At 66.1% G+C, this 23,488-nt stretch carries 27 protein-coding genes and 1 pseudogene; 8 read left to right on the forward strand and 20 right to left on the reverse strand.

Annotation, left to right across the window (positions count from 1 at the left end):
- The 12 genes and pseudogenes from D3880_RS22990 to D3880_RS01455 form a co-directional block, all read right to left on the reverse strand.
- Positions 1 to 216, reverse strand: a pseudogene (locus D3880_RS22990) (hypothetical protein).
- A 40-nt stretch (positions 217 to 256) separates the two neighbouring features.
- Positions 257 to 580, reverse strand: coding sequence for a DUF3392 domain-containing protein (locus D3880_RS01405; protein WP_119891757.1), 324 nt, complete (start codon positions 578 to 580; stop codon positions 257 to 259).
- A gap of 15 nt (positions 581 to 595) precedes the next feature.
- Positions 596 to 1,786, reverse strand: a complete 1,191-nt coding sequence (hemW, locus tag D3880_RS01410) for a radical SAM family heme chaperone HemW (protein WP_119891758.1) — start codon at positions 1,784 to 1,786, stop codon at positions 596 to 598.
- Positions 1,783 to 2,376 (reverse strand): RdgB/HAM1 family non-canonical purine NTP pyrophosphatase, encoded by a 594-nt coding sequence (rdgB, locus tag D3880_RS01415; protein WP_119891759.1) that lies wholly within the window; start codon positions 2,374 to 2,376, stop codon positions 1,783 to 1,785. The genes hemW and rdgB overlap by 4 nt, the downstream gene beginning before the upstream one ends.
- On the reverse strand, positions 2,373 to 2,792 hold the full coding sequence (locus D3880_RS01420) for a DUF4426 domain-containing protein (RefSeq protein WP_119891760.1): 420 nt from the start codon (positions 2,790 to 2,792) through the stop codon (positions 2,373 to 2,375). The genes rdgB and D3880_RS01420 overlap by 4 nt, the downstream gene beginning before the upstream one ends.
- 20 nt (positions 2,793 to 2,812) lie before the next feature.
- Entirely contained in the window at positions 2,813 to 3,433 is a 621-nt protein-coding gene (metW, locus tag D3880_RS01425; RefSeq protein ID WP_119891761.1) for a methionine biosynthesis protein MetW, read from the reverse strand.
- Positions 3,434 to 3,436: 3 nt separating this feature from the next.
- Entirely contained in the window at positions 3,437 to 4,576 is a 1,140-nt protein-coding gene (metX, locus tag D3880_RS01430; protein ID WP_119891762.1) for a homoserine O-succinyltransferase MetX, read from the reverse strand.
- A 117-nt stretch (positions 4,577 to 4,693) separates the two neighbouring features.
- Positions 4,694 to 6,676 carry a dynamin-like GTPase family protein gene (locus tag D3880_RS01435; protein WP_119891763.1) on the reverse strand — a complete coding sequence of 661 codons (1,983 nt, stop codon included), beginning with the start codon at positions 6,674 to 6,676 and terminating at the stop codon, positions 4,694 to 4,696.
- Positions 6,677 to 6,855: 179 nt separating this feature from the next.
- The gene (locus D3880_RS01440) at positions 6,856 to 7,152 is read right to left on the reverse strand and encodes a DUF167 domain-containing protein (protein ID WP_119891764.1); all 297 of its coding nucleotides are present in this window, start codon (positions 7,150 to 7,152) and stop codon (positions 6,856 to 6,858) included.
- A gap of 58 nt (positions 7,153 to 7,210) precedes the next feature.
- Positions 7,211 to 7,804: a YggT family protein gene (locus tag D3880_RS01445; RefSeq protein WP_119891765.1), complete on the reverse strand. Its 594-nt coding sequence runs from the start codon at positions 7,802 to 7,804 to the stop codon at positions 7,211 to 7,213.
- Between the two features lie 10 nt (positions 7,805 to 7,814).
- Positions 7,815 to 8,636, reverse strand: a complete 822-nt coding sequence (gene proC / locus D3880_RS01450) for a pyrroline-5-carboxylate reductase (protein WP_119891766.1) — start codon at positions 8,634 to 8,636, stop codon at positions 7,815 to 7,817.
- An 11-nt stretch (positions 8,637 to 8,647) separates the two neighbouring features.
- Complete coding sequence (locus tag D3880_RS01455; RefSeq protein ID WP_119891767.1) at positions 8,648 to 9,358, reverse strand: YggS family pyridoxal phosphate-dependent enzyme; 711 nt, start codon at positions 9,356 to 9,358, stop codon at positions 8,648 to 8,650.
- 63 nt (positions 9,359 to 9,421) lie between these two features.
- Between D3880_RS01455 and pilT the strand changes: the two genes are divergently transcribed.
- The gene (gene pilT / locus D3880_RS01460) at positions 9,422 to 10,456 is read left to right on the forward strand and encodes a type IV pilus twitching motility protein PilT (RefSeq protein ID WP_119891768.1); all 1,035 of its coding nucleotides are present in this window, start codon (positions 9,422 to 9,424) and stop codon (positions 10,454 to 10,456) included.
- Between the two features lie 64 nt (positions 10,457 to 10,520).
- Positions 10,521 to 11,666 carry a PilT/PilU family type 4a pilus ATPase gene (locus D3880_RS01465; RefSeq protein ID WP_119891769.1) on the forward strand — a complete coding sequence of 382 codons (1,146 nt, stop codon included), beginning with the start codon at positions 10,521 to 10,523 and terminating at the stop codon, positions 11,664 to 11,666.
- A 46-nt stretch (positions 11,667 to 11,712) separates the two neighbouring features.
- Here the strand turns inward: D3880_RS01465 and D3880_RS01470 are convergent, their stop codons facing one another.
- Entirely contained in the window at positions 11,713 to 12,312 is a 600-nt protein-coding gene (locus tag D3880_RS01470) for a C40 family peptidase (protein ID WP_119891770.1), read from the reverse strand.
- Positions 12,313 to 12,592: 280 nt separating this feature from the next.
- On the opposite strand from D3880_RS01470, the gene D3880_RS01475 reads away from it, so the two are divergent.
- The 3 genes from D3880_RS01475 to D3880_RS01485 all read left to right on the forward strand — a co-directional run bounded on the left by D3880_RS01475 (position 12,593) and on the right by D3880_RS01485 (position 15,778).
- The gene (locus D3880_RS01475; RefSeq protein WP_162934917.1) at positions 12,593 to 12,994 is read left to right on the forward strand and encodes an NINE protein; all 402 of its coding nucleotides are present in this window, start codon (positions 12,593 to 12,595) and stop codon (positions 12,992 to 12,994) included.
- Between the two features lie 223 nt (positions 12,995 to 13,217).
- Complete coding sequence (locus D3880_RS01480; protein WP_119891771.1) at positions 13,218 to 14,594, forward strand: pyridoxal-phosphate dependent enzyme; 1,377 nt, start codon at positions 13,218 to 13,220, stop codon at positions 14,592 to 14,594.
- Complete coding sequence (locus D3880_RS01485; protein ID WP_119891772.1) at positions 14,591 to 15,778, forward strand: trans-sulfuration enzyme family protein; 1,188 nt, start codon at positions 14,591 to 14,593, stop codon at positions 15,776 to 15,778. Before D3880_RS01480 ends, D3880_RS01485 begins: the two co-directional genes overlap by 4 nt.
- A 146-nt stretch (positions 15,779 to 15,924) precedes the next feature.
- Here D3880_RS01485 and D3880_RS01490 read toward each other — a convergent pair whose 3' ends face one another.
- The 7 genes from D3880_RS01490 to gshB all read right to left on the reverse strand — a co-directional run bounded on the left by D3880_RS01490 (position 15,925) and on the right by gshB (position 21,823).
- Positions 15,925 to 17,196 carry a dihydroorotase gene (locus D3880_RS01490; RefSeq protein ID WP_119891773.1) on the reverse strand — a complete coding sequence of 424 codons (1,272 nt, stop codon included), beginning with the start codon at positions 17,194 to 17,196 and terminating at the stop codon, positions 15,925 to 15,927.
- Positions 17,196 to 18,209, reverse strand: a complete 1,014-nt coding sequence (locus D3880_RS01495; protein WP_119891774.1) for an aspartate carbamoyltransferase catalytic subunit — start codon at positions 18,207 to 18,209, stop codon at positions 17,196 to 17,198. The genes D3880_RS01490 and D3880_RS01495 overlap by 1 nt, the downstream gene beginning before the upstream one ends.
- Before the next feature lie 11 nt (positions 18,210 to 18,220).
- Positions 18,221 to 18,736: a bifunctional pyr operon transcriptional regulator/uracil phosphoribosyltransferase PyrR gene (pyrR, locus tag D3880_RS01500; RefSeq protein WP_119891775.1), complete on the reverse strand. Its 516-nt coding sequence runs from the start codon at positions 18,734 to 18,736 to the stop codon at positions 18,221 to 18,223.
- Positions 18,737 to 18,816: 80 nt separating this feature from the next.
- Complete coding sequence (gene ruvX / locus D3880_RS01505; RefSeq protein WP_119891776.1) at positions 18,817 to 19,254, reverse strand: Holliday junction resolvase RuvX; 438 nt, start codon at positions 19,252 to 19,254, stop codon at positions 18,817 to 18,819.
- Complete coding sequence (locus tag D3880_RS01510) at positions 19,254 to 19,823, reverse strand: YqgE/AlgH family protein (protein WP_119891777.1); 570 nt, start codon at positions 19,821 to 19,823, stop codon at positions 19,254 to 19,256. Before D3880_RS01510 ends, ruvX begins: the two co-directional genes overlap by 1 nt.
- Before the next feature lie 43 nt (positions 19,824 to 19,866).
- On the reverse strand, positions 19,867 to 20,760 hold the full coding sequence (locus D3880_RS01515) for an energy transducer TonB (RefSeq protein WP_119891778.1): 894 nt from the start codon (positions 20,758 to 20,760) through the stop codon (positions 19,867 to 19,869).
- Between the two features lie 109 nt (positions 20,761 to 20,869).
- Positions 20,870 to 21,823: a glutathione synthase gene (gene gshB / locus D3880_RS01520; protein WP_119891779.1), complete on the reverse strand. Its 954-nt coding sequence runs from the start codon at positions 21,821 to 21,823 to the stop codon at positions 20,870 to 20,872.
- Between the two features lie 248 nt (positions 21,824 to 22,071).
- Here gshB and pilG point away from each other — a divergent pair, with 248 nt between their 5' ends.
- The 3 genes from pilG to D3880_RS01535 are packed head-to-tail and all read left to right on the forward strand — an operon-like array spanning position 22,072 to position 23,475.
- Positions 22,072 to 22,479, forward strand: a complete 408-nt coding sequence (gene pilG / locus D3880_RS01525; protein WP_119891780.1) for a twitching motility response regulator PilG — start codon at positions 22,072 to 22,074, stop codon at positions 22,477 to 22,479.
- 44 nt (positions 22,480 to 22,523) lie between these two features.
- Entirely contained in the window at positions 22,524 to 22,889 is a 366-nt protein-coding gene (gene pilH / locus D3880_RS01530; protein ID WP_119895646.1) for a twitching motility response regulator PilH, read from the forward strand.
- 49 nt (positions 22,890 to 22,938) lie between these two features.
- Positions 22,939 to 23,475 carry a chemotaxis protein CheW gene (locus D3880_RS01535; protein ID WP_119891781.1) on the forward strand — a complete coding sequence of 179 codons (537 nt, stop codon included), beginning with the start codon at positions 22,939 to 22,941 and terminating at the stop codon, positions 23,473 to 23,475.
- Positions 23,476 to 23,488: the final 13 nt, after the last annotated feature.

Raw genomic sequence — 23,488 nt, forward strand, 5'->3', positions numbered from 1 at the left:
TCAATCGACCAGTTCGGCAGCGACTATGGTCGGCTCCGGCAGGGCGGCGGGAGCCGGGCTGATCTGCAGGCAGGTCGCCATCCACCTCGATGCTGAGAAACGGCGATTCCAGTTGCTTACGCAGGCCACGGGCGATGCTTACCGGATCGTTGCTCTGCTCCGGGAAGCGCAGGGTCAGGTGCAGAAGTACAGGTACAGGTGTTTGAGTGGCTGCATGCGGGCTCCTTGGCTGGGCGACAGCCAGGGAGCCGTCTGCCTAATTACGGTCGGCGATCACGCCGATCATGAAGAAGACCAGTAGCAGCACCGGCGCCAGGGTGTAGTTATTAAAATAGCCCAGGCCCTTGGCCAGCCAGGGGGTGAGGAAGATCATCGCCAGGCCGTAGCCGACCGCGCAGAGCAGCACGAACAGCAGGGTGCGGAAGATGAAGTTGAGGCCGCCGATGCGTTGCTGCAGCCAGGCGTTGATGCCGGGGCCGAACAGCACCAGCAGGGTGGCCATGATCGCCAGGGCGATGTCGGACAGATGGCCGCGGCTCCAGCGCGACAGGGTGGCGATCAGGTCGAGTAGCAGGTCCATGCGAGTCCTTAGCTCTTAGCTCAAAAAGAGTTGCAACAGATCGTTGAGAAACAGCTGACCCTTGGCGGTGGCGACCAGGCGCTGCGGGTCGGCCTGCAGCAGGCCGCGCTGTTCGGCCTCGCGGCGCGCGCCGGCCAGTGACGCCAGCGGCAGGCCGGTGCGCTCAGTGAACAGCGGCGCCGGTGCGCCGTCGCTGAGGCGCAGCACATTCATGAGAAATTCGAACGGCAGCTCTTCCGTGCCGAGCAGGCGTTCGCCGGCCTGGAAGCGCTTGCCCGGGTCGAGGTAGTCCTTCGGCAGGCGGGTCTTCCAACTGCGGCGGATCTGTCCGTCCGGGCTACTCAGCTTGGCGTGGGCGCCGGCGCCGATGCCGAGGAAGTCGCCGAAGCTCCAGTAGTTGAGGTTGTGTCGTGCCTGGCGGCCGGCCTGGGCGTAGGCCGAGACCTCGTACTGGGCGTAGCCGTGTTCGGCGAGCAGGGCCTGGCCGGCCTCCTGGATGTCCCAGAGGATGTCGTCCTCCGGCAACGCCGGCGGCTGGTTCCAGAACACCGTGTTCGGCTCCAGGGTCAGCTGGTACCAGGACAGGTGGGTCGGCACTTGGGCGATGGCGGTGCACAGGTCGGCCAGGGCGTCTTCGACCGTCTGTCCGGGCAGGCCGTGCATCAGGTCGAGGTTGAAGTTGTCGAAGCCGGCGGCGCGCGCCATGTCGGCGGCGCGGATCGCCTCGGCGCCGTCGTGGATGCGCCCGAGCGCCTTGAGTTGGGCTTCCTGGAAACTCTGGATGCCGATCGACAGGCGATTGATGCCGAGCCGGCGATAGGCGCTGAACTTGGCCTGCTCGAAGGTGCCGGGGTTGGCCTCCAGGGTGATCTCGATGTCGGCGGCGAAGCGTATCCGCTGCTCGACGCCCTCCAGCAGACGGCCGAGGGCTTCGGCGCTGAACAGGCTGGGGGTGCCGCCGCCGAAGAAGATCGAGGTCAATTCACGGCCGTGGACCTGGGCCAGATCCTGGTCGAGATCGGCGAGCAGGGCGTCGACGTAGGCGGCCTCCGGCAGCTCGGGGCCGGCGGCGTGGGAGTTGAAGTCGCAGTACGGGCATTTGCGCACGCACCAGGGGATGTGGATGTACAGCGCCAGCGGCGGCAGCCGAAAACCCTGGGCGTCCTGCTGAAGCGTCGCGTCCGGCGAGCTGGTGAGCGTGTTCATAACCCCAGCCGCTGCTTGAGCTGCGCCATGGCGCGGGCGCGGTGGCTCAGCTGGTTCTTCTCGGCGGGGCTCAGCTCGGCGCTCGAACAGTCGCGTTCGGGCACCCAGAACAGCGGGTCGTAGCCGAAGCCGTGCTCGCCGCGCGCGGCAGGCAGGATGCGCCCGTGCCAGAGGCCTTCGCAGAGGATCGGCAGGGGGTCGTCGGCATGTCGCAGCAGGGCCAGGGCGCAGACGAACTGGGCGCCGCGCTCGGCATCCGGCACGTCCCGCAAGGCTTCGAGCAGCTTGGCGTTGTTGGCCGCATCGCCCTGGCCATCGGCGTAACGCGCCGAGTAGATGCCGGGGGCGCCGCCGAGATGGTCCACCGCCAGCCCGGAGTCGTCGGCCAGCGCCGGCAGGCCGGACACCCGCGCGGCATGGCGGGCCTTGAGGATGGCGTTTTCGACGAAGGAGAGACCGGTTTCTTCCGGCTCGTGGTCGCTGAACTCGGCGACCGAGCGCACGCGGATGGCATCGCCGAGCATGGCTTGCAGTTCTTTCAGTTTGCCGGCGTTGTGGCTGGCCAGCACCAGTTGGGTGAACGGGATCATGGGTCGGGGAAAAATTCCTGGCTGAAGTCGAGGCTGTTGGTCGCGCCGTCGCCGACCTGCACCTTGACGTTGAAACGCAGCACTTCCTGCTGGTCGAAGGGGAACTGCGCCAGGTAGTAGATGGCGCCGCCTTCGGTGACCTGCTTGAAGCTCAGCGGCCGCGCCTTGCCGAGCAGGTCGGTGACCGCGCCGCTGACCGTCGCGGTACTGGCCCTGCCGGCCTTGAGCACGGCGATGTTGAGCACGCCCTGATTCTTGCCGCGGGTCAGGCCGGTGGCGCTGGCGATCTCCGGCTGCAGGAAGCTGGAGTTGAAGGCGCTGTAATGCACATCCAGATCGCCGAAGCTTTGCTTGCGCTCGGCCAGGGCCGGCAGGGCCAGGCACAGGGCGCAGAGGAACAGGGCGAAGCGACGCATGGTGGATCTCCTCATGAGGGTCAGACGGCGATGCGGTGATCCAGCACGCCGGGACCGCTGACGCGATAGATGCCGATCTCACCTAACAGATTAGGCCAAAGCCGGCTGGCCAAGCCGTCGCGGTGCTGCTGGTCGACCGCCAGGCGCTCGAGCACCCGCACCTGGCGTTCGCGGCACAGCGCCTCGAAGTCCTTGAAGGTGCAGAAGTGGATGTTCGGCGTGTTGTACCAGGTGTAGGGCAGGAACTCCGACACCGGCATCCGCCCGTTGCGCGCCAGGTACCAGCGGCAGCGCCAGTGGCCGAAGTTGGGGAAGGTGATGATGCAGGTCTTGCCGACCCGCAGCATCTCTTCGAGGATCCGGTCCGGGTAGTGCACGGCCTGCAGGGCCTGGGTCATCACCACCACGTCGAAGCTGTTGCTGGCGAAGTTGCCGAGGCCCTCGTCGAGGTTCTGCTCGATGACGTTGACGCCCTTGTCGATGCACTGGGCGATGTTGGCCGGGTCGATTTCCAGGCCGTAGCCCGTGACCTGCTTGTGCTCGCGCAGCCAGGCCAGCAGTTCGCCGTTGCCGCAGCCGAGGTCGAGCACGCGGCTGCCGGCGGGGATCCAGTCTTGGATGATTTCCAGATCGGCACGCATGGGTTACACCAGAATCCTGTTCATGTAGCTGCTGAAGGCCTGCAGATAGCGCGGGATCGGTATCAGGAAGGCGTCGTGGCCCTGCGGCGCGTCGATTTCCAGGTACGACACGTTCTTGCGCGCCGCCAGCAGGGCGTCGACGATTTCCCGCGAACGCGCCGGCGAGAAGCGCCAGTCGGTGGTGAAGGACATCACGCAGAAGTCCGCCTGCGCCGCCGCCAGGGTCTTGGCCAGGTCGCCGGCGTGGGCGGCAGCCGGGTCGAAGTAGTCCAGCGCCTTGGTCATCAGCAGGTAGGTGTTGGCGTCGAAACGCCCGGAGAACTCCTCGCCCTGATAGCGCAGGTAGCTCTCGACCTGGAATTCGACGCTGTGGAAGTCGTAGTTGAGCTTCTCGCTCTTCAACCCGCGGCCGAATTTCTCGCCCATCGCGTCATCCGACAGGTAGGTGATGTGCCCGACCATGCGCGCCAGCATCAGGCCGCGCTTGGGGATCACGTTCTGTTCCTGGAAGTGGCCACCGTGGAATTCCGGGTCGGTGAGGATCGCCTGGCGCGCCACTTCGTTGAAGGCGATGTTCTGCGCCGACAGCTTGGGCGCCGAGGCGATCGCCAGGCAATGGCGGATCCGCTCGGGATGGCTGATGCTCCATTGCAGCGCCTGCATGCCGCCGAGGCTGCCGCCGACCACTGCCGCCCACTGGCCGATGCCGAGCAGGTCGGCCAGGCGCGCCTGGCTGTTGACCCAGTCCTCCACGGTCATCACCGGGAAGTCGGCGCCGAACGGCTTGCCGGTCGCCGGGTTGACGCTCGACGGGCCGGTGGAACCGTTGCAGCCGCCGAGGTTGTTGAGGCTGACGACGAAGAACTTGCGCGTGTCGATCGGTTTACCGGGGCCGATGCAGCTGTCCCACCAGCCGGGCTTGCGCTCGTCGGCGCTGTGGTAGCCGGCGGCATGGTGGTGGCCGGACAGGGCATGGCAGATCAGCACGGCGTTGCTGCGCGCGGCGTTCAGCTCGCCGTAGGTCTCGTAGACCAGGCGGTAGTCGGCCAGGCTGCGACCGCAGGCCAGGGCCAGGGGTTCGGCGAAATGCGCGACCTGGGGGGTGACCAGGCCGACGGAGTCTTCGGAAAAGACGGTGGGCATCGACCCTGCTCTCAATCGGGGAAGGGCGCCAGTCTAAAGAGCACCGCCCCAGGCGGCAAGCGACCCGGGGCGGTGGGCTAATGGCTGGAAAAACCGGCCAAAGGCCGGCGCGCCGGCTCAGTCGTGCAGACCCTGTTGGCGGTTGGCCACCGGCAGGGTGACCACCTTGCCCTGGCGCTGGATCGGCGCCGGCCGGCGCAGGGTGCGGAGGATCTCCGCCGCCTGCTGCAACTGCTGCTCCAGCTCGCCGGTGTAGCGCTGCAGCTGCTGGCCGCGCAGGCGCGCCTGCTGGGTGTCCTGGGCCAGGGCCTTGAGGCGCAGCATGTGGCTTTCCAGCAGCTGCTTGTGTTCGAGGCTGTGCTGCATCAGCGGCATCAGCGCATCGTGGGCCCACTGCTCGGCGTCCTGACGCAGGCGCATGTGCAGGCCGATGACCTCCTGCACCAGGGTGGCGAAGAAGCGCCGGGTGACCACGCGCTTCTCGGTCAGCAGGGTTTTCATCTGCAGGCGGAACTGGTCGGCCTTGCCGCGCAGCTGTTTCAGCTCGTACTGATAGCGCTGGATGTGGAACAACGGCGCGTCGATGCCGTGCAGCGGGTTTTCCTCGTTGTGCCGGCGGTAGATGGCGCTGACCATCTTGTTGGCCATCTCGGCTTCCTGTTCGAGGTTGTGCAGGTCGTGGTCCATCGAGCGGAAGAAATGCAGGATCGCCTGCTGGATGCCGAGGGTGGTCCAGCTGCCGCTGAGGTTCTGCCGCACCTGGTCCAGGTGCTGGTCCAGGCGCTCGCCGCGCACCGCACTGCAAAGCAGGTCGCCCTGGCGCTTGAGCAGGCGCTGGTTGGTCTTCAGGCTGAGCAGGCGCTTGTGATGCAGGCCGTGGTCCTGCTTGGTTTTGGCGGTCATCTCGAACAGCAGCTGGCCGTTGTCCTGCTGGTGGGTGTCGAGCTGGCCCTGCTGCTCGCGGACCTTCTCCAGTCGCAGGTTGAGCACGTGCTGGCTGTTCTGCACCAGGGCCAGCACCTGGTTGACCACGCGCTGTTCGAGCAGGCGCTCCTTCTGCGCGACGATGCGCGCGCACAGCAGGTTTTCCAGGGTTTCCATCTGGCTGCGCTGCAGCAACTCGGCGTCACCGCGGACCTTGGCCAGCAGCGCCTGCTTAGCCGACAGCGGCAGCACATCCGCCGGGGCGATGCCGAGTTGCTTGGCGGTGGCGCTCTGGATCTGGGCGATGGCGTTGTGCACGAAGGTCTCGCCGGCCAGGTCGTCCCACAGCACGTCGATCTTGTTGAGCACGGCGAACAGGCAGGTCTGGGTGTCTTCGTCGAGCTGGCGGATATGCTGCTGCCAGATATCCATGTCGCTGGCGGTCACCCCGGTGTCGGCGGCGAGCAGGAAGATGATTGCCTGGGCGCTCGGCAGCATCGACAGGGTCAACTCCGGCTCGCTGCCGAGGGCATTCAGGCCGGGGGTGTCGAGGATGCGCAGGCCCTGGCGCAGCAGCGGGTGGTCGAAGTTGACGATGGCGTGGCGCCAGGCCGGTACCAGCACCTGGTCGGGCTTGCCGGCGCTCTCCAGCATGTCCGGGTGGAAGCCGAGCTGGATCGCCTGCTCGACCGGCATCGGCTTGGTCTTCGCCACCTGGGCGAAGGCCTGGACCATGTTGGCCGGGTCGCTGAGGTCCAGCGGGATGTTCACCCAATGCCGCGGGATGCGCTTGAACTGGGCGACGCTGGCATCGGCCAGGCGCGTCTCGATCGGCAGCAGGCGGATGTAGGAGCGTTCCGAGCGCGGGTCGAAGAACAGCTCGGTGGGGCACATGGTGGTGCGCCCGGCCTGCGAGGGCAGCATGCGCTGGCCGTATTCGGAGAAGAACAGGCTGTTGATCAGTTCGGTCTTGCCGCGCGAGAACTCGCCGACGAAGGCCAGGGTGATGTGGTCGGTGCGCAGCAGGCGCAGGGCATTGTCCAGGCGGGTTTCCATCGCCTCCGAGCTCAGCCGGTTATGCGCCAGCCAGCTGCGATAGCGGGTGATCTCGCGCATCAGCTCGCGCTTCCAGGCGACGTAGGCGCTCACTTGTTGACTGAGACGTTCCATGCTCATCCAGACTCTCCTCTCGGCGACGCATCCTGCGGTCATTAAGGGTGGGGCAGTACACAGCGCCATAGCTGGGGCACGCAAAGGGCCTGGATCAGGCGTGATCCTCGCGGTGCTTGGTGCATTATGGGGTAGGCGTGGGTCGCGTCAATTGGCCGCCGTGCCCACATCGGCCCTGTGGTCGGTCAAGCGGGGCGGGCGGTCAGTTTCAGCTCGGCAGGCAGCCGTTTCGGGCTGTGGATGCGCACGCGCTTCTGCCGGTTGAGCTCGCCGCTTTCCAGGCGCACCTGGCTCTTCGCCACGCCGAAGGCGGCGGCGAGGAACTTCAACAGCTGGGCATTGGCCTTGCCCTCCACCGGCGGCGCGGTGAGGCGGATCTTCAGGCGCTCGCCGTGCAGCCCGGCAAACTCGTCGCAGCTGGCCTTGGGCTGCAGGTGGCAATCGAGGATCAGGTCGTCGCCGTCCCAGCGGTGCCAGCTCACGGCTGGCATTCCGCGATCGCTGGCAGCAATCGCCAGCGCTCGCGGTGGGCGGCGTTGGTCACAGGAAGGGGCTGAGCATCTGCGGCATGCCGGTCATCGCCGCCAGGTTGCCGATCACCAGCATATCCACCAAGTTTATCGCGATAAAGGCGAAGATCGGCGAGATATCCAGGCCGCCGAGGCCGGGTAGGATGCGCCGGATCGGCGCCAGCAGCGGCTCGCAGATCTGATTCACCAGCTGCGCGCCGGGGTTGTAGCTGCCGGGGGCGACCCAGGAGAGGATCACGCTGACGATCAGGGCGAAGAAAAACACCTTGAGGAACAGCGAAGTGACGCCGATGACCGCCCAAATCAGCACCTGCAGGATATAGGCGCCGACGCCGTAGCCCATCAGCGTCAGGGTCACCAGCATCAGCAGCAGCTGCACCAGGATGGCCAGCACCAGCGAGGCCAGATCGAGGCCGGCGAAGCCGGGGATGACCCGGCGCAGCGGCTTGAGCAGCGGTTGGGTGGCCTTGACCACGAACTGGCTGAGCGGGTTGTAGAAGTCGGCGCGCACCAGTTGCAGGATGAAGCGCAGCAGCACGATCAGCAGGTACAGGCTGCCGAGGGTCTGCACAATGTAGATCAGGGCAGTATTCAGTCCGGTCATGCTCAACTCCTTATTGGCCCAACTGCTCGGCCAGTTCCGCCGAGCGCTGCGCGGCGGCGTCCAGTGCGTGTTTGACCAGCGTCTCGAAGCCGCCGGCCTGGAAGGTCTTGATCGCCGCCTCGGTGGTGCCGGCCGGCGAGGTCACCCGGCGGCGCAGCTCGGCGGCGTCGACGTCACTGGCGACCGCCATGCGCGCGGCGCCGAGGGCGGTCTGCAGGGTCAGCTGGGCGGCGGTGGCGCGCGGCAGGCCGAGCTGTTCGCCGGCGGCGGTCATCGCCTCGATCAGCAGGAAGAAGTACGCCGGGCCGCTGCCGGAGACGGCGGTGACCGCGTCGATCAGCTGTTCCTCATCCAGCCACAGGGCCAGGCCGACGGCGGACAGCAGCTGTTCGGCCTGCTGGCGCTGGGCGGCGGAGACATTGGCGTTGGCGTACAGGCCGCTGACGCCTTCGCGCAGCAGCGCCGGGGTGTTGGGCATGCAGCGCACGATCGCGCGCGATGCGCCCAGCCAGTTTTCCAGGCTGGCGCAGCTGATGCCGGCGGCGATCGAGACGATCAGCGGGTTGCCGGACAGGCTCGGCGCCAGGGCCTGGCACACCGTTTTCATGACCTGCGGCTTGACCGCCAGGACGATGATCTCGGCGCCCTGGATGGCTTCGGCATTGTCGGCGGACACCTGGATACCGTGCTCGGCGGCGATGCGTGCGCGTTGCTCGGCATTTGGCTCGCTGGCGCGAATGGCGTCGGCCGCGAGGCCCTGGGCACGCAGGCCGCCGATCAGGCTGGCGGCCATGTTGCCGGCGCCGATGAAGGCGATGCGGGGTTGGCTCATAACTAGCTTCCTTATATAGAGGAGGGCGGCGCTGGATAGTCGCGGGCGCCGAACAGGGCGGTGCCGATCCGCACCCAAGTGGCGCCTTCGGCGATGGCGGCCTCCAGGTCGTGGCTCATGCCCATGGATAAAGTGTCGAGTTCCAGTTGTTGCGCGGCGCGCAATTGTTCGGCCAGCGCGCGCACGCGGGCGAAGGCCGCGTGTTGCGCGGCTTGGTCGTCGGTCGGTTCGGGAATCGCCATCAGTCCGCGCAACTTCAAATGCGGCAGGCGACTGACCGCGGCGGCCAGTGCCGGCAGTTCCTCCGGCGTGCAGCCGGACTTGCTCGCCTCGCCGCTGACGTTGACTTGCAGGCAGATGTTCAGGGCCGGTAACTCCGCGGGGCGCAGGCTGGACAGGCGTTCGGCGATCTTCAGGCGGTCGACCGAGTGCACCCAGGCGAAATGCTCGGCCAGCGCCTTGCACTTGTTCGACTGAATAGGGCCGATGAAGTGCCAAATCAAGGGCAGATCGGCCAGTTCGACCTGCTTCGCCAGGGCTTCCTGCAGGTAGTTTTCGCCAAAGTCTTTCAACCCGGCGGCATGGGCCGCGCGGATGTCGGTCGGCGGCTTGGTCTTGCTCACCGCCAGCAGGCCGATGCCCGCCGCATCGCGCCCGCAGGCTTGCGCCGCCTCACGGATACGCTCACCGACCTTTGCAATATTCTTTGCTATCGTGGACATTACTTGCGCCCGCCGCTTAGGGTCTGCGGCATTCTACCTGCTTGCTTGTATTTGGGGAGTTCCATGGATATCACCGAGCTGCTGGCCTTCAGTGCCAAGCAGGGCGCTTCAGACCTGCACCTCTCTTCCGGCCTGCCGCCGATGATCCGCGTCGATGGTGACGTGCGCCGCATCAACCTGCCGGCGCTGGATCACAAGCAGGTGCATGCGCTGATCTACGACATCATGAACGACAAGCAGCGCAAGGATTACGAGGAATTCCTCGAGACCGACTTCTCCTTCGAGGTGCCCGGCGTCGCCCGTTTCCGGGTCAACGCCTTCAACCAGAACCGCGGCGCCGGTGCGGTGTTCCGCACCATTCCGTCCAAGGTGCTGAGCATGGAAGACCTCGGCATGGGCGAGGTGTTCAAGAAGATCACCGACGTGCCGCGCGGCCTGGTGCTGGTCACCGGGCCGACCGGCTCGGGCAAGTCGACTACCCTGGCGGCGATGCTCGACCACCTCAACAGCACCAAGTACCACCATATCCTCACCATCGAGGACCCGATCGAGTTCGTCCACGAGTCGAAGAAGTGCCTGGTCAACCAGCGCGAGGTGCACCGCGATACGCTCGGCTTCTCCGAGGCGCTGCGCTCGGCGCTGCGGGAAGACCCGGACATCATCCTGGTCGGCGAGATGCGTGACCTGGAAACCATCCGCCTGGCGCTGACCGCGGCGGAAACCGGCCACCTGGTGTTCGGCACCCTGCACACCACCTCGGCGGCCAAGACCATCGACCGGGTGGTCGACGTGTTCCCGGCGGAAGAGAAGTCCATGGTCCGCTCGATGCTTTCCGAATCCCTGCAGTCGGTGATCTCGCAGACCCTGCTGAAGAGGGTCGGCGGCGGCCGGGTGGCGGCCCACGAGATCATGATCGGCACCCCGGCGATCCGTAACCTGATCCGCGAGGACAAGGTGGCGCAGATGTATTCGGCGATCCAGACCGGCGGCTCGCTGGGCATGCAGACCCTCGACATGTGCCTCAAGGGCCTGGTCGCCAAGGGCCTGGTCAGCCGCGAAAACGCCCGCGAGAAATCCAAGAATCCGGATACCTTCTGATCCGCCGCGACCGGTGCGTGCGCGCCGGTTTCGCCCGCAAGTCCCACGATAGGCGAGAGAATCCATGGAATTTGAAAAGCTGCTGCGGCTGATGGTGGAAAAGGGTGGTTCCGACCTGTTCATCACCGCCGGGGTGCCGCCGTCGATGAAGGTCAACGGCAAGATCATGCCGGTGACCAAGAACGCCATGTCGCCCGAGCAGACCCGCGAGACCGTGATGGGGGTGATGAACGAACAGCAGCGCCGCGACTTCGCCGAAAATCACGAATGCAACTTCGCCATCAGCGCGCGCGGCATCGGCCGTTTCCGCGTCAGCGCCTTCTATCAGCGCAACCTGGCGGGCATGGTGCTGCGGCGCATCGAGACCAACATCCCGACCCTCGATGAACTCAAGCTGCCGGAAATCCTCAAGAAGCTGGCGCTGACCAAGCGCGGCCTGGTGCTGTTCGTCGGCGCCACTGGCACCGGCAAGTCCACCTCGCTGGCGGCGATGATCGGCCACCGCAACAAGAACAGCAGTGGCCACATCATCTCCATCGAAGACCCGATCGAGTACATCCACCAGCACCAGAGCTGCATCGTCACCCAGCGCGAGGTGGGCATCGACACCGAGTCCTTCGAGGTGGCGCTGAAGAACACCCTGCGTCAGGCGCCGGACGTGATCCTCATCGGCGAGGTGCGCACCCGCGAGACCATGGACCACGCCGTGGCCTTCGCCGAGACCGGCCACCTGTGCCTGGCCACCCTGCACGCCAACAACGCCAACCAGGCGCTCGACCGGATCATCAACTTCTTCCCCGCCGACCGGCAGCAGCAGGTGTGGATGGACCTGTCGTTGAACCTCAAGGCCATCGTCGCCCAGCAACTGGTGCCGACCCCGGACGGCAAGGGCCGCCGCGCGGTGATCGAGGTGTTGATCAATACCCCGCTGGCCGCCGACCTGATCCGCAAGGGCGAAGTGCACGAGCTCAAGGGCCTGATGAAGCGCTCCACCGAACTGGGCATGCAGACCTTCGACCAGGCGTTGTACAACCTCTACAGCCAGGGCGAGATCACCTATGAAGATGCGCTGCTGTACGCCGACTCGGCCAACGACCTGCGCCTGATGATCAAGCTCGGCTCGGAAACCGACGGCGACCACCTGACCAGCATCAGCCAGGGCCTGAGTCTGGAAGTCAGCAACGATGACCCCGGGCGGCGCTTCCGCTGAATGCAAAACGGCGCCCGCGGGCGCCGTTTTTCATGGTCTGCTCGATTCAGCGTTGGCTGAGGCGCAGCGGCTCCTTGGCGGGAGCGGTCTCCGGCAGCACGCGCTTGGCCAGCGCGTAGTGGCGCTTCCAGTAGGGCTTGTTGAGATCGCCGATGCTGACCTTCTTGCCGCGCCGCGGGGCGTGGATGAAGCGGTCATTGCCGAGGTAGATGGCCACGTGGTTGATCCGTCGGCTCTTGATGTTGAAGAACAGCAGGTCGCCCGGCTCCAGCTCGTCGCGCGCTACTTTCTGCCCCTCGGCGCGGGACATGGCGCTGGACGTGCGTGGCAGATCGACTTCGTCGATGGCGCTGAAGGCGTACTTGACCAGGCCGCTGCAGTCGAAGCCCCGTTTCGGGCTGCTGCCGCCCCAGCGGTAGGGCGTGCCGAGCATGTTCACCGCGCGGCTGAGCACTTTGCTGCTATGGGCGGCGGCGAGCGAATCGGGTTGCGCGAAGGCGCTGTACACCCGCGGCGTGCTGACAGCGCCGGACTTGGCGGTGTGGCCGGTGGCGCCGGCGGGCAGGGGTTGGTAGCGGTTGCTCGCTTGCGCGGCGAGCGGCAAGGAAAGGCAAATGGCTAGCCATGTCAGGTAAATCAGACGCATCTTGGCAGGGCTCGTCGTTGGAAGCGTCGGACTTTATAACAGCTTTTTTGCACATTTTTTGACCACTGGTCGATTCTAATCTCTGCGCAATAGCCAGATGCCAGCAATAAAACCCTGCATTTTTTGCATTTTTAAGGGAGAAAACCTGCGAGAAAAATAGGCAACCTGATTTCGTCAAGCACCGTTCGGCGGAGCGGATGTGACTCCTGTGCTTCAGCCGTCGTATGCGCCTGCATTAGAGTCAAAGCCAGCTACAGCAACTACCCGCCAGGAGGCGAGCATGGATATGCGTCAGGACACCCACAGCAAGGTCATCGGTTATCTGCTGTGGATCTTCGGTTTTCTCGGGGCCCACCGCTTCTATTACGGCAAGCCGGTGACCGGGACGATCTGGTTCTTCACCCTCGGCCTACTGTTCGTCGGCTGGATCATCGACCTGTTCCTGATCCCGGCGATGGACCGCGAGGCCGACCTGCGTTTCACCCCTGGGCCGACCGACTACAACGTCGCCTGGATTCTGCTGACCTTCCTCGGCATCTTCGGCGTGCACCGCCTGTACCAGGGCAAGTGGATCAGCGGGATCATCTACCTGTTCACCGGTGGGCTGTTCTTCATCGGCGTGCTCTACGACTTCTGGACCCTGAACGATCAGGTGTCGGTGCTGAACGCCAAACGGAGCTGATCGCGGCCACTGCGCGGGCCCGCCAAGCGGCGGGCTTCGTCGTTCTGGGCGGCCGCACGGCGGTGCTACCGGTCGGCTGCGGGCGGTTGCGGGCGGCGCTGCCCCGGCCTATGTTCCAAACGAGGCATTGTCTGCGACCGGTGCATCCGCCTGCCTCGGCCGCGCAGTGGGGTGCCGGGGCTTCTTGTCCATCCAGTGCGGACTCCCGCAGCGAGGTGACGACATGCCGAACGACACCCGCCCCGCCGTGCTCGAGCTGATCGGCAATACGCCGTTGGTGCGCGTCAGCCGCTTCGATACCGGCCTGTGCACGCTGTTTCTCAAGCTCGAATCGCAGAACCCCGGCGGCTCGATCAAGGACCGCATCGGCCTGGCGATGATCGATACCGCCGAGCGCGACGGTCGTCTGCGTCCCGGCGGCACCATAGTTGAAGCCACTGCCGGCAACACCGGCCTAGGCCTGGCCCTGGTCGGTCGGGCCAAGGGCTACCGGGTGGTGCTGGTGGTGCCGGACAAGATGTCCACCGAGAAGGTCCTGCACCTCAAGGCGATGGGCGCCGAGGTGCATATCACCCGCTCAGATGTCGGCAAGGGCCATCCCGACTACTATCAGGACGTCGCGGCGCGGCTGGCCGCGGAGATTCCCGAGGCGTTCTTCGCCGACCAGTTCAACAACCCGGCCAACCCGCTGGCCCACGAGTGCAGCACCGCCCCGGAAATCTGGGCGCAGACCCAGCATGATCTGGATGCCATAGTCGTCGGCGTCGGTTCGGCCGGCACCCTGACCGGCTTGACCCGCTTCTTTCGCCGCGTACAGCCGGACCTGGCGATGGTACTGGCCGATCCGGTCGGCTCGGTGGTCGCCGAATACAGCCGCAGCGGCAGCCTCGGCACGCCCGGCTCCTGGGCGGTGGAGGGCATAGGAGAGGACTTCATCCCGTCGATCGCCGACCTCTCCAGCGTGCGTCAGGCCTATTCGATCAGCGACGAGGAAAGCTTCGAGCATGCCCGCCAGCTGCTGCGCGCCGAGGGCATCCTCGGCGGCTCCTCGACCGGCACCTTGCTGGCGGCGGCACTGCGCTACTGCCGCGAGCAGACCGAGCCGAAACGGGTGGTCAGCTTCGTCTGCGACACCGGCACCCGCTACCTGTCCAAGGTCTACAACGACCAGTGGATGACCGACCAGGGCCTGCTCGCGCGCAGGCGCTACGGCGACCTGCGCGACCTGATCGCGCGGCGCTTCGAGGATGGCCGGGTGATCAGCGTGGGCCCGGACGACACCCTGCTCACCGCCTTCCAGCGCATGCGCCTGGCTGACGTGTCGCAACTGCCGGTACTGGTGGACGGACAGCGGTTGGTCGGTGTGATCGACGAGTCCGATATCCTGCTCGGCGTGCACGCAGACGCTTCACACTTCCGCATGACCGTGGCCAGCGCGATGACCGACAAGCTGGAAACCCTGCCGCCCGGCGCCAGCCTGGCCGAACTGGAAGCGGAGCTCGACCGCGGGCTGGTGGCGATCATCGCCGACGCCTCGGGCTTCCACGGGCTGATTACCCGCGTCGACATGCTCAATCATTTGCGGAGATCCCTCGCATGAGCCAGCACGATGACAGCGCCGCGCCGCGCGCCTTCGCCACCCGGGTGATCCACGCCGGCCAGGCGCCGGACCCTTCGACCGGCGCGCTGATGCCGCCGATCTACGCCAATTCCACCTATGCCCAGCAGAGCCCCGGGGTGCACAAGGGCCTCGACTATGGGCGCTCGCACAACCCCACGCGCTGGGCGCTGGAGCGTTGCGTGGCGGACCTGGAGGGCGGGGCGCAGGCCTTCGCCTTCGCCTCAGGGCTGGCGGCGATCGCTACGGTGCTGGAGCTGCTGGATGCCGGCGCGCATATCGTTTCCGGCAACGACCTGTACGGCGGCACCTACCGCCTGTTCGAGCGCGTGCGCCGGCGCAGCGCCGGGCAGCGCTTCAGCTTCGTCGATCTGAGCGACCCGGCCGCGCTGGAAGCGGCGTTGCAGCCGGACACGCGGATGGTCTGGGTCGAGACGCCGAGCAATCCCTTGCTGCGTCTGACCGATCTGGCTGCGATCGCACGCCTCTGCCGTGCGCGCGGAGTCCTCGCGGTGGCCGACAACACCTTCGCCAGCCCCTGGGTGCAGCGGCCGCTGGAGCTGGGTTTCGACCTGGTGGTGCACTCGACCACCAAATACCTCAACGGTCACTCCGACGTGATCGGCGGCATCGCCATAGTCGGCGGCGAGGCGCGCAATGCCGAGTTGCGCGAGCGTCTGGGCTTCCTGCAGAACGCCGTCGGCGCCATCGCCGGGCCGTTCGACAGCTTCCTCACCCTGCGCGGAGTGAAGACCCTGGCGCTGCGCATGGAGCGCCACTGCCGCAATGCGCTGGAGCTGGCGCAGTGGCTGGAGCGCCAGCCACAGGTGGCGCGGGTGTACTACCCGGGGCTGCCCTCGCATCCGCAGCACGCGCTGGCGCTACGGCAGATGCACGGCTTCGGCGGCATGATCTCCCTCGACCTGCGCTGCGACCTGGCCGGCGCCAAGCGCTTCCTCGAAAGCGTACGGATCTTCGCTCTGGCCGAGAGCTTGGGCGGGGTGGAAAGCCTGATCGAGCATCCGGCAATCATGACCCATGCCAGCATCCCGGCGGAAACCCGCGCGCAGCTCGGCATCGGCGATGCGCTGGTGCGCCTGTCGGTGGGCGTAGAGGATGTCGAGGACCTGCGCGCCGACCTGGTCCAGGCGCTGGCGCAGATTTGAATAGCTATTTGTAGGAGCGAATTCATTCGCGAAAAGGGCAACTCGTGTCGCCTTTATCGCGAATGAATTCACTCCTGCATACCCAAGCCGCTGGATGGGCAAAGCCCGCTCGAGTGAGCGGGCTTTTTAGTGCGCCACGAGGCGCCTCAGGCCTGGTAACTGAGGTGCCCGTCGACCAGGGTGTAGCGCACGGCGCCAGGCAGGCAATGGCCGATGAACGGGCAGTTGCCGCCCTTGGAGTACCAGTGCTCGCCGGCCAGGGTCGAGGCCGCGGGATCGAACAGCACCAGGTCGGCCGGCTGGCCGAGCGCGAGCCGACCGGCCGGCAGGCGCAGGACTGCGGCCGGGCCGCTGCTGAGGCGCGCGAGCAGGGTCGGCAGGTCGAGCAGGCCGTCTTGCACCAGGCTCATGGCCAGCGGCAGGAACAACTCGACGCTGCTGATGCCGGGCTCGGTGGCGGCGAACGGCGCCAGTTTGGCGTCTGGCTCGTGCGGCTGGTGGTGGCTGGCGATGGCCTGGATCACCCCGGCCTTGACCGCCTGGCGTAGGCCGTCGCGGTCGCTGAGGCTGCGCAGCGGTGGCTGCACGTGGTAGAGGCTGGAGAAGTCGACCAGCGCCTCGTCGGTGAGGATCAGCTGGTACAGCGCCACGTCGGCGCTCACCGGCAGGCCGCGGGCCTGGGCCTGGGCGATCAGTTCGGCACCGCGCGCGCTGGTGAGCTGGCTGAAATGCGCGCGCACGCCGCTCTGCTCGACCAGCAGCAGGTCACGGGCCAGGGCCACGGTTTCCGCGCTCTCGGGAATCCCGGCGAGGCCGAGGAAGCTGGCGGTCGGGCCTTCGTGGGCGAGGCCGCCTTCGGCCAGGTCGCGGTCCTGCGAGTGGAACACCACGCAGAGGTCGAAGGTCGCCGCGTATTCCAGGGCACGGCGCAGGGTGCGGTGGTTGCCGAACTGCTGCAGGCCGTTGCCAAAGGCCACGCAGCCGGCGTCGCGCAGGGCCACCAGTTCGGCCAGCTGCTCGCCGCCCAGGCCCTTGCTCAGCGCGCCGATGGGGTAGACCTTGGCGTGTCCGGCTTCGCGGGCGCGGTCGAGGATCAGCTCGGCGACCGCCGGGGTGTCGAGGATCGGCTTGGTCAGCGGCGGGCAGCACAGGCTGGTGATGCCGCCGGCGGCGGCGGCCAGGGTTTCGCTGGCGATCGTGCCCTTGCGGCTGTAGCCCGGCTCGCGCAGGGCAACGCTCAGGTCGACCAGGCCGGGAGCGGCGATCAGGCCCTGGGCGTCGAGGCGCTGTTCGGCGACGAAGCCGGTCGGGGCCTGGCCGATGCCGGCGATCTTGGCGTCCTGCAGGTACAGATCGGCGACTTGGTCGAGGCCGCTGCTCGGGTCGATGACGCGGGCGCCGAGGATCTGGGTGCGCATCAGTTGTGCTCCTCGGAGTCTTGCTTCAGTTGCCGTTGGGCGCTCTGCCCGCTCATGGTCATCGACAGCACCGCCATGCGCACGGCGATGCCGTAGGTGACCTGGTTGAGGATCACCGACTGCGGGCCGTCGGCCACCGCCGATTCGATTTCCACACCGCGGTTGATCGGCCCCGGGTGCATCACCAGGGCGTCCGGCTTGGCCAGCGCCAGGCGCTGGGTGGTCAGGCCGTAGAGGCGGAAGAACTCGCCCTCGCTGGGCAGCAGGCCGCCCTGCATGCGTTCGCGCTGCAGGCGCAGCATGATCACCACGTCGACGTCCTTGAGGCCTTCATTGGCATCGGTGAAGACGCGCACGCCGTACTGCTGCTCGAGGCCGATCGGCAGCAGGGTCTTCGGCGCGATCACGCGGATGTCCGGGCAGCCGAGGGTCTTCAGCGCCAGCATGTTCGAACGCGCCACCCGCGAGTGCAGGATGTCGCCGACGATGGCCACCGAGAGCTTCTCGAAGTCGCCCTTGTGGCGGCGGATGGTGAGCATGTCGAGCATGCCCTGGGTCGGGTGCGCATGGCGGCCGTCGCCGCCGTTGATGATCGCCACGTCCGGGCAGACGTGCTCGGCGATGAAGTGTGCCGCGCCGGAGTCGGCGTGGCGCACGACGAACATGTCGGCGGCCATGGCTTCGAGGTTGCGCAGGGTGTCGAACAGCGTCTCGCCCTTGCTGGTCGAGGAGGTGGAGACGTTGAGGGTGATCACGTCGGCGGACAGCCGCTGGGCGGCCAGCTCGAAGGTGGTGCGGGTGCGCGTGGAGTTCTCGAAGAACACGTTGCACACGGTCTTGCCGCGCAGCAGCGGGACCTTCTTCACCGCGCGGGCGCCGACTTCGAGGAAGGAGTCGGCGGTGTCGAGGAGTTCGGTCAGCAGCTCGCGGGACAGGCCGTCGAGGGTGAGGAAGTGGCGCAGCTGGCCTTGGTCGTTGAGCTGCAGCGGGCGCTTGGCGTCAATCGGCGTCATCGCGGAGATTCTCAGTTGGCGGCGGGTGCGAGGGTTTTCTGCTCGAGGCGCAGCGGCGCGGGGCCGAGCAATTTTATCCGCTCGTGGGGGGCGAGCGACAGGGTGGCGCCGACCACATCCGGGCGGATCGGCAGCTCGCGGGCATTCAGGTCGAGCAGGCAGACCAGGGTCACGCTGGCGGGGCGGCCATAGTCGAACAGTTCGTTGAGGGCGGCGCGGATGGTGCGCCCGCTCATCAGTACGTCGTCGATCAGCACCAGGTGCTGGCCTTCGACCTCGAAGGGCAGAGCCGAGGGGCGCACCTGCGGGTGCAGGCCGCTCTGGGTGAAGTCGTCGCGGTAGAAGGACACGTCCAGCACGCCCAGCTCGTCATCGCGGCCGAGGGCCTGGAGCAGGGCCTCGGCGACCCATACGCCGCCGGTGTGGATGCCGATGAAGCGCGGCGCGGCGATCTGCCGGTCGAGCAGGTGCTGGTTCAGCACCGCGGCCATTTGCGGCAGCAGTGCGGCGGGCGTGGGTAGGTTCATGGGCGCTCCTTGGGTGGGTGGCGAGCATGCGCGGCAAGCTTAGGCGCTTTGCCGCACGCGGCCACTGTTCGCGGTCCAGGTTACAGGTGTTGTTCCAGCCAGCCCTGCAGCAGCAGGGCGGCGGCCAGGGCATCGACCGGGTTGTCGCGGTAGCCGCCGCGCTGGCCCTGGGCCAGGCGCTGGCCCTTGGCTTCGAAGGTGGTCAGGCGTTCGTCGTGGGTGTGCACCGGCAGGTTGAAGCGGCCATGCAGGCGGCGGGCGAATTTTTCCGCTCGCTCGCTCATCTCGCTCGGGCTGCCATCCATGTTCAGCGGCAGACCGACCACCAGGGCGTCGGGCTGCCATTCGCGAATCAACGCCTCGACCTTCTGCCAGTCGGGCACACCGTTTTGCGCCTTCAGCACGCACAGCTCACGGGCCTGGCCGGTGACGACCTGACCGACCGCGACGCCGATCTGTTTGCTGCCGTAATCGAAACCCAGCAGCAGACGCAGGGGCTTGGCCGTGCTCGTGCTCATCAGGCGTGGCCGGCCTGCGAGGTCAGCAGGCTGAGGTTGACCCCCAGGCGCTCGGCGGCGGCATTCAGACGCTGCTCATGGGGCAGGTCGAAGAGGATGTGGCTGTCCGCCGGGCAGGTCAGCCAGACGTTGTCCACCAGTTCAGCCTCCAGTTGTCCGGCTTCCCAGCCGGCATAGCCGAGGGCGATCAGGCTTTTCGTCGGGCCGCTGCCGTCGGCGATGGCGAACAGCACGTCCTGCGAGGTCGACAGCGCTAGCTCGCCGAGCTCCAGGGTCGCTTGGAACTGTACGCCGGCCGGGTGCAGGACGAAGCCGCGGTCACTCTGCACCGGGCCGCCGGCGTAGATCGGCTGGCTCTGGCTGCGGGCCGAGGGGGTGTCGTCGGGGCGCAGTTGTTCGAGCACGTCGGCAAGGTTGAGGCCGTTGGGGCGGTTGATCACCAGGCCCATGGCGCCTTCGGCGTTGTGTTCAATCAGGTAGGTGACGGTCTGCGCGAAGTTCGGATCGGCCATGTGCGGCATGGCGATCAGGAAGTGATGCTTGAGATAGCTGGGGGCGGCGTCTTTCATGAGTGTAGTGTGGGCGCAGGGCGCCCCCCCTGACAAGCCGGGCTCAGTTGCTCGACAGGCGGTCGCCGCGCTCGAAGCGCCAGGTGCGGATGATTTCCAGGCGATCGATGTCGGCCAGATCGCCGGTGAACGGCGCGAACGGCGCGGCCAGGCGCACGATACGCATGGCGCCCTGGTCGAGCACCTGCTGACCGGAGGACTCGAGCAGCTGCACCTCGTAGAGGCTGCCGTCGCGGTTGATCGACACCAGCAGGCGCAGGTTGCCGTGGATCTGCTGGCGGCGTGCCTCTTCCGGGTAGTTGAGGTTGCCGATGCGTTCGATCTTCTTGCGCCATTCCTCCTTGTACCAGGCGCCCTTGTCGCGCATGGTCGAGGCGGCGCTCAGGCGGTGGATCTTCGGGCGCTTGGCATAGAGCTGCTGCTCATTCGCCAGTTCGGCCTCGAGGCTGGAAATTTCCGCGGACAATTGCGCGCTGTCGAAGGTCGGCGCCGTGCTCGGCTGCGGTGCCGGCTTGGTCTGCTCGCGTTTGACTGGAGTCTTCTGCGGTTGCGGTTTGCGCGTGGCGACCGCCGCTTTCGGCGCCACCTGCTGGGCGCTGGGCGGCGGTGCGGCGGGTGGTGTCACGCGTTTGACCTCGGTGTCCTGGAACGGCGCCTGCACGGTGGTCTTCGGCTTGGCCTTGTGCTCCAGGGTGCCGCTGCCCTGCTGGTTGTCCTGGGCGAGGAAGTCCGCCTGCTTGGGCTTCTTCTCGCTCTTGAAGGTGGACAGGGTGATTTCCAGGGTCTTGCTGAGCTGGCTGGGCTCGACCAGGGTGAAGCCGACGCCGAGCAACAGCGCAAGGTGCAGCGCGGCGGCGATGAACAGGGTAAAGCCCAGGCGATCCGCCGGGCGCACGCCGGTGGCAGGGAATTCGGGCGGAGTAGCGGCTGCGTTCATCGCGGATCGGGTCGGTTCAGGTTGCCGCGCAGTCTGCCGAGCGCTCGGCGAAAAGTCTATGAAGCACTGCGCGGCTTGAGCAGACGCCCGTCATCCGCAATCGCCTGGCTCAACGCTGCGCCAGTTTGGCGGCGATGGCGTCCATCAGGTGCTCGCCGATGCGCGTGTCGAAGGCATTGTCGATCTCGCGGATGCAGGTCGGGCTGGTGACATTGATCTCAGTCAGATGGTCGCCGATCACGTCCAGGCCGACGAACAGCAGGCCCTTCTCGCGCAGGGTCGGCCCGACCTGGGCGGCGATCCAGCGGTCGCGCTCGGTCAGCGGCCGCGCCTCGCCGCGCCCGCCGGCGGCCAGGTTGCCACGGGTTTCGCCGGCGGCGGGAATGCGCGCCAGGCAGTAGGGTACCGGTTCGCCGTCGATCATCAGGATGCGCTTGTCGCCGTCCTTGATCGCCGGCAGGTAGGCCTGGGCCATGATCTGCTGGGTGCCGTGGGCGGTCAGGGTTTCGAGAATCACCGAGAGATTGGGATCCTCTTCGCGATGACGGAAGATCGAAGATCCGCCCATGCCATCCAGGGGTTTGAGAATGATGTCACGATGCTGATCGGCAAACTCGCGCAGAATGTCTGGCCTGCGGCTGACCACTGTCGGCGGCGTGCAGTGGGGGAACAGGGTGGCGAACAACTTTTCGTTGCAGTCGCGCAGACTCTGCGGACGGTTGACCACCAGTACGCCGGCGCGCTCGGCCTGTTCCAGCAGGTAGGTGGAATAGACGAACTCCATGTCGAACGGCGGATCCTTGCGCATCAGGATCACGTCCAGTTCGCTGAGGGCGATGTCGCTTTCCTCGCCGAGTTCGAACCAGTGCTGCGGATCGGCGAACACCTTGAGTGGGCGAATGCGCGCACGGGCCTCGCCAGCCACTTGATAAAGGTCCTGTTGTTCCATGTAGAACAGCGACCAGTCGCGGGCCTGGGCGGCGAGCAACATGGCCAGCGAGCTGTCCTTCTTGAAGGCGATGCGCGCAATGGGGTCCATGACTATGCCAAGGCGAACGCTCATGGGGTGAATCCTCCGCAACGGAAAAGGCGGCAGCACGGGCTGCCGAGACAGTGAAGATTGAGGCGTCAGGGTGGCGCCGCGCAGGTTCGCGGTCAAGGGGCGGCTAGGCGCTCCGAGGCTTATAGCTTGCGTTCGGAGACTGTGTTAAAAAGGCCCGACGATTGGGTTGTAGCCCATCGGTGACAGGGCCTCAGGCGCACTGATATAACGCAAAAATAACGACTCACCGAGGCGATGGTAGGGCAAACATGGAACAGCATTCCGAAGGTTTGAGGGTCATGGTGATCGACGACTCCAAGACGATTCGTCGCACCGCCGAAACTCTGCTCAAGAAAGTGGGGTGTGATGTCATCACTGCAGTCGATGGCTTCGATGCGCTGGCCAAGATCGCCGATACCCACCCCAGCATTATCTTTGTCGACATCATGATGCCGCGCCTCGACGGTTATCAGACCTGCGCGTTGATCAAGAACAACAGTGCGTTCAAATCCACGCCGGTGATCATGCTGTCCTCCAAGGACGGGTTGTTCGACAAGGCCAAGGGCCGCATTGTCGGCTCCGACCAATACCTCACCAAGCCTTTTAGCAAGGAAGAGCTGCTGGGCGCGATCAAGGCTCATGTACCCGATTTCATTCCGGTAGAACAAGCCTCCTGATATCCGGCCGCTTGGCCGTTGATGCCTTTTGTATGGGGAAGACCATGGCTCGAATTCTGATTGTTGATGACTCGCCGACCGAGATGTACAAGCTCACCGCCATGCTCGAGAAACATGGCCATCAGGTACTCAAGGCGGAGAATGGCGCCGACGGCGTGGCCCTGGCCCGCCAGGAAAAGCCCGATGCGGTGCTGATGGATATCGTCATGCCGGGGCTGAATGGCTTCCAGGCAACCCGGCAGCTGACCAAGGATGCCGACACCAGCCACATTCCGGTGATCATCGTCACCACCAAGGATCAGGAAACCGACAAGGTCTGGGGCAAGCGCCAGGGGGCGCGCGACTACCTGACCAAGCCGGTGGATGAGGACACGTTGCTGAGCACCCTGAATGCGGTGCTGGTCGGCTAAAGCCCGATCGGTCCGTTGCTAAAACTATAAGAAGAAGGCCCTGGCCGGCATGGCGGACACGCAAACTCCCTTTCAGCTTCTCTTCGAGATCGACCAGCGTTGTCGGCTGTTGGCGGCAGGCTTGCCGTCGCAGCAGGCGCTGGTGCAGACCTGGAGCGGTATCGGTTTTCGCATGGGCGAGCAGCTGTTCGTCGCGCCGATGGGGGAAGTCGGTGAAGTTCTGCATGAGCCGCGCTTCACGCTGTTGCCCGGGGTGAAAAGCTGGGTCAAGGGCGTGGCCAATGTGCGCGGCCGACTGTTGCCGGTGATGGACCTATGCGGCTTCTTCGGTCACGAGCTGTCGCCACTGCGCAAGCAACGGCGGGTCCTGGTGGTCGACCATCAGGAGGTTTTCGCCGGGCTGACCGTCGACGAAGTATTCGGCATGCAGCACTTTCCGGTGAACAGCTTTTCCGAGCAGTTGCCGCCGCTCGAAGCGGCCATTGCACCCTTCATTTATGGTGTGTTCCAGCGCGAGCAGCCCTGGCTGGTATTCAGCCCACATGCGCTGGCGCAGCATCAGGGCTTCCTTGACGTGGCGGTCTGACAGATTTTCGGTG

The sequence above is a fragment of the Pseudomonas cavernae genome (assembly GCF_003595175.1).
GTDB classification, from domain to species: domain Bacteria; phylum Pseudomonadota; class Gammaproteobacteria; order Pseudomonadales; family Pseudomonadaceae; genus Aquipseudomonas; species Aquipseudomonas cavernae.

Coding starts and splice junctions, on each gene's coding strand:
- D3880_RS01405 (WP_119891757.1), bottom strand. CDS start 580: ATGGACCTGCTACTCGACCTGATCGCCACCCTGTCGCGCTGGAGCCGC.
- hemW (WP_119891758.1), bottom strand. CDS start 1,786: ATGAACACGCTCACCAGCTCGCCGGACGCGACGCTTCAGCAGGACGCC.
- rdgB (WP_119891759.1), bottom strand. CDS start 2,376: ATGATCCCGTTCACCCAACTGGTGCTGGCCAGCCACAACGCCGGCAAA.
- D3880_RS01420 (WP_119891760.1), bottom strand. CDS start 2,792: ATGCGTCGCTTCGCCCTGTTCCTCTGCGCCCTGTGCCTGGCCCTGCCG.
- metW (WP_119891761.1), bottom strand. CDS start 3,433: ATGCGTGCCGATCTGGAAATCATCCAAGACTGGATCCCCGCCGGCAGC.
- metX (WP_119891762.1), bottom strand. CDS start 4,576: ATGCCCACCGTCTTTTCCGAAGACTCCGTCGGCCTGGTCACCCCCCAG.
- D3880_RS01435 (WP_119891763.1), bottom strand. CDS start 6,676: ATGAGCATGGAACGTCTCAGTCAACAAGTGAGCGCCTACGTCGCCTGG.
- D3880_RS01445 (WP_119891765.1), bottom strand. CDS start 7,804: ATGACCGGACTGAATACTGCCCTGATCTACATTGTGCAGACCCTCGGC.
- proC (WP_119891766.1), bottom strand. CDS start 8,636: ATGAGCCAACCCCGCATCGCCTTCATCGGCGCCGGCAACATGGCCGCC.
- D3880_RS01455 (WP_119891767.1), bottom strand. CDS start 9,358: ATGTCCACGATAGCAAAGAATATTGCAAAGGTCGGTGAGCGTATCCGT.
- pilT (WP_119891768.1), top strand. CDS start 9,422: ATGGATATCACCGAGCTGCTGGCCTTCAGTGCCAAGCAGGGCGCTTCA.
- D3880_RS01465 (WP_119891769.1), top strand. CDS start 10,521: ATGGAATTTGAAAAGCTGCTGCGGCTGATGGTGGAAAAGGGTGGTTCC.
- D3880_RS01470 (WP_119891770.1), bottom strand. CDS start 12,312: ATGCGTCTGATTTACCTGACATGGCTAGCCATTTGCCTTTCCTTGCCG.
- D3880_RS01475 (WP_162934917.1), top strand. CDS start 12,593: ATGGATATGCGTCAGGACACCCACAGCAAGGTCATCGGTTATCTGCTG.
- D3880_RS01480 (WP_119891771.1), top strand. CDS start 13,218: ATGCCGAACGACACCCGCCCCGCCGTGCTCGAGCTGATCGGCAATACG.
- D3880_RS01485 (WP_119891772.1), top strand. CDS start 14,591: ATGAGCCAGCACGATGACAGCGCCGCGCCGCGCGCCTTCGCCACCCGG.
- D3880_RS01490 (WP_119891773.1), bottom strand. CDS start 17,196: ATGCGCACCCAGATCCTCGGCGCCCGCGTCATCGACCCGAGCAGCGGC.
- D3880_RS01495 (WP_119891774.1), bottom strand. CDS start 18,209: ATGACGCCGATTGACGCCAAGCGCCCGCTGCAGCTCAACGACCAAGGC.
- pyrR (WP_119891775.1), bottom strand. CDS start 18,736: ATGAACCTACCCACGCCCGCCGCACTGCTGCCGCAAATGGCCGCGGTG.
- ruvX (WP_119891776.1), bottom strand. CDS start 19,254: ATGAGCACGAGCACGGCCAAGCCCCTGCGTCTGCTGCTGGGTTTCGAT.
- D3880_RS01510 (WP_119891777.1), bottom strand. CDS start 19,823: ATGAAAGACGCCGCCCCCAGCTATCTCAAGCATCACTTCCTGATCGCC.
- D3880_RS01515 (WP_119891778.1), bottom strand. CDS start 20,760: ATGAACGCAGCCGCTACTCCGCCCGAATTCCCTGCCACCGGCGTGCGC.
- gshB (WP_119891779.1), bottom strand. CDS start 21,823: ATGAGCGTTCGCCTTGGCATAGTCATGGACCCCATTGCGCGCATCGCC.
- pilG (WP_119891780.1), top strand. CDS start 22,072: ATGGAACAGCATTCCGAAGGTTTGAGGGTCATGGTGATCGACGACTCC.
- pilH (WP_119895646.1), top strand. CDS start 22,524: ATGGCTCGAATTCTGATTGTTGATGACTCGCCGACCGAGATGTACAAG.
- D3880_RS01535 (WP_119891781.1), top strand. CDS start 22,939: ATGGCGGACACGCAAACTCCCTTTCAGCTTCTCTTCGAGATCGACCAG.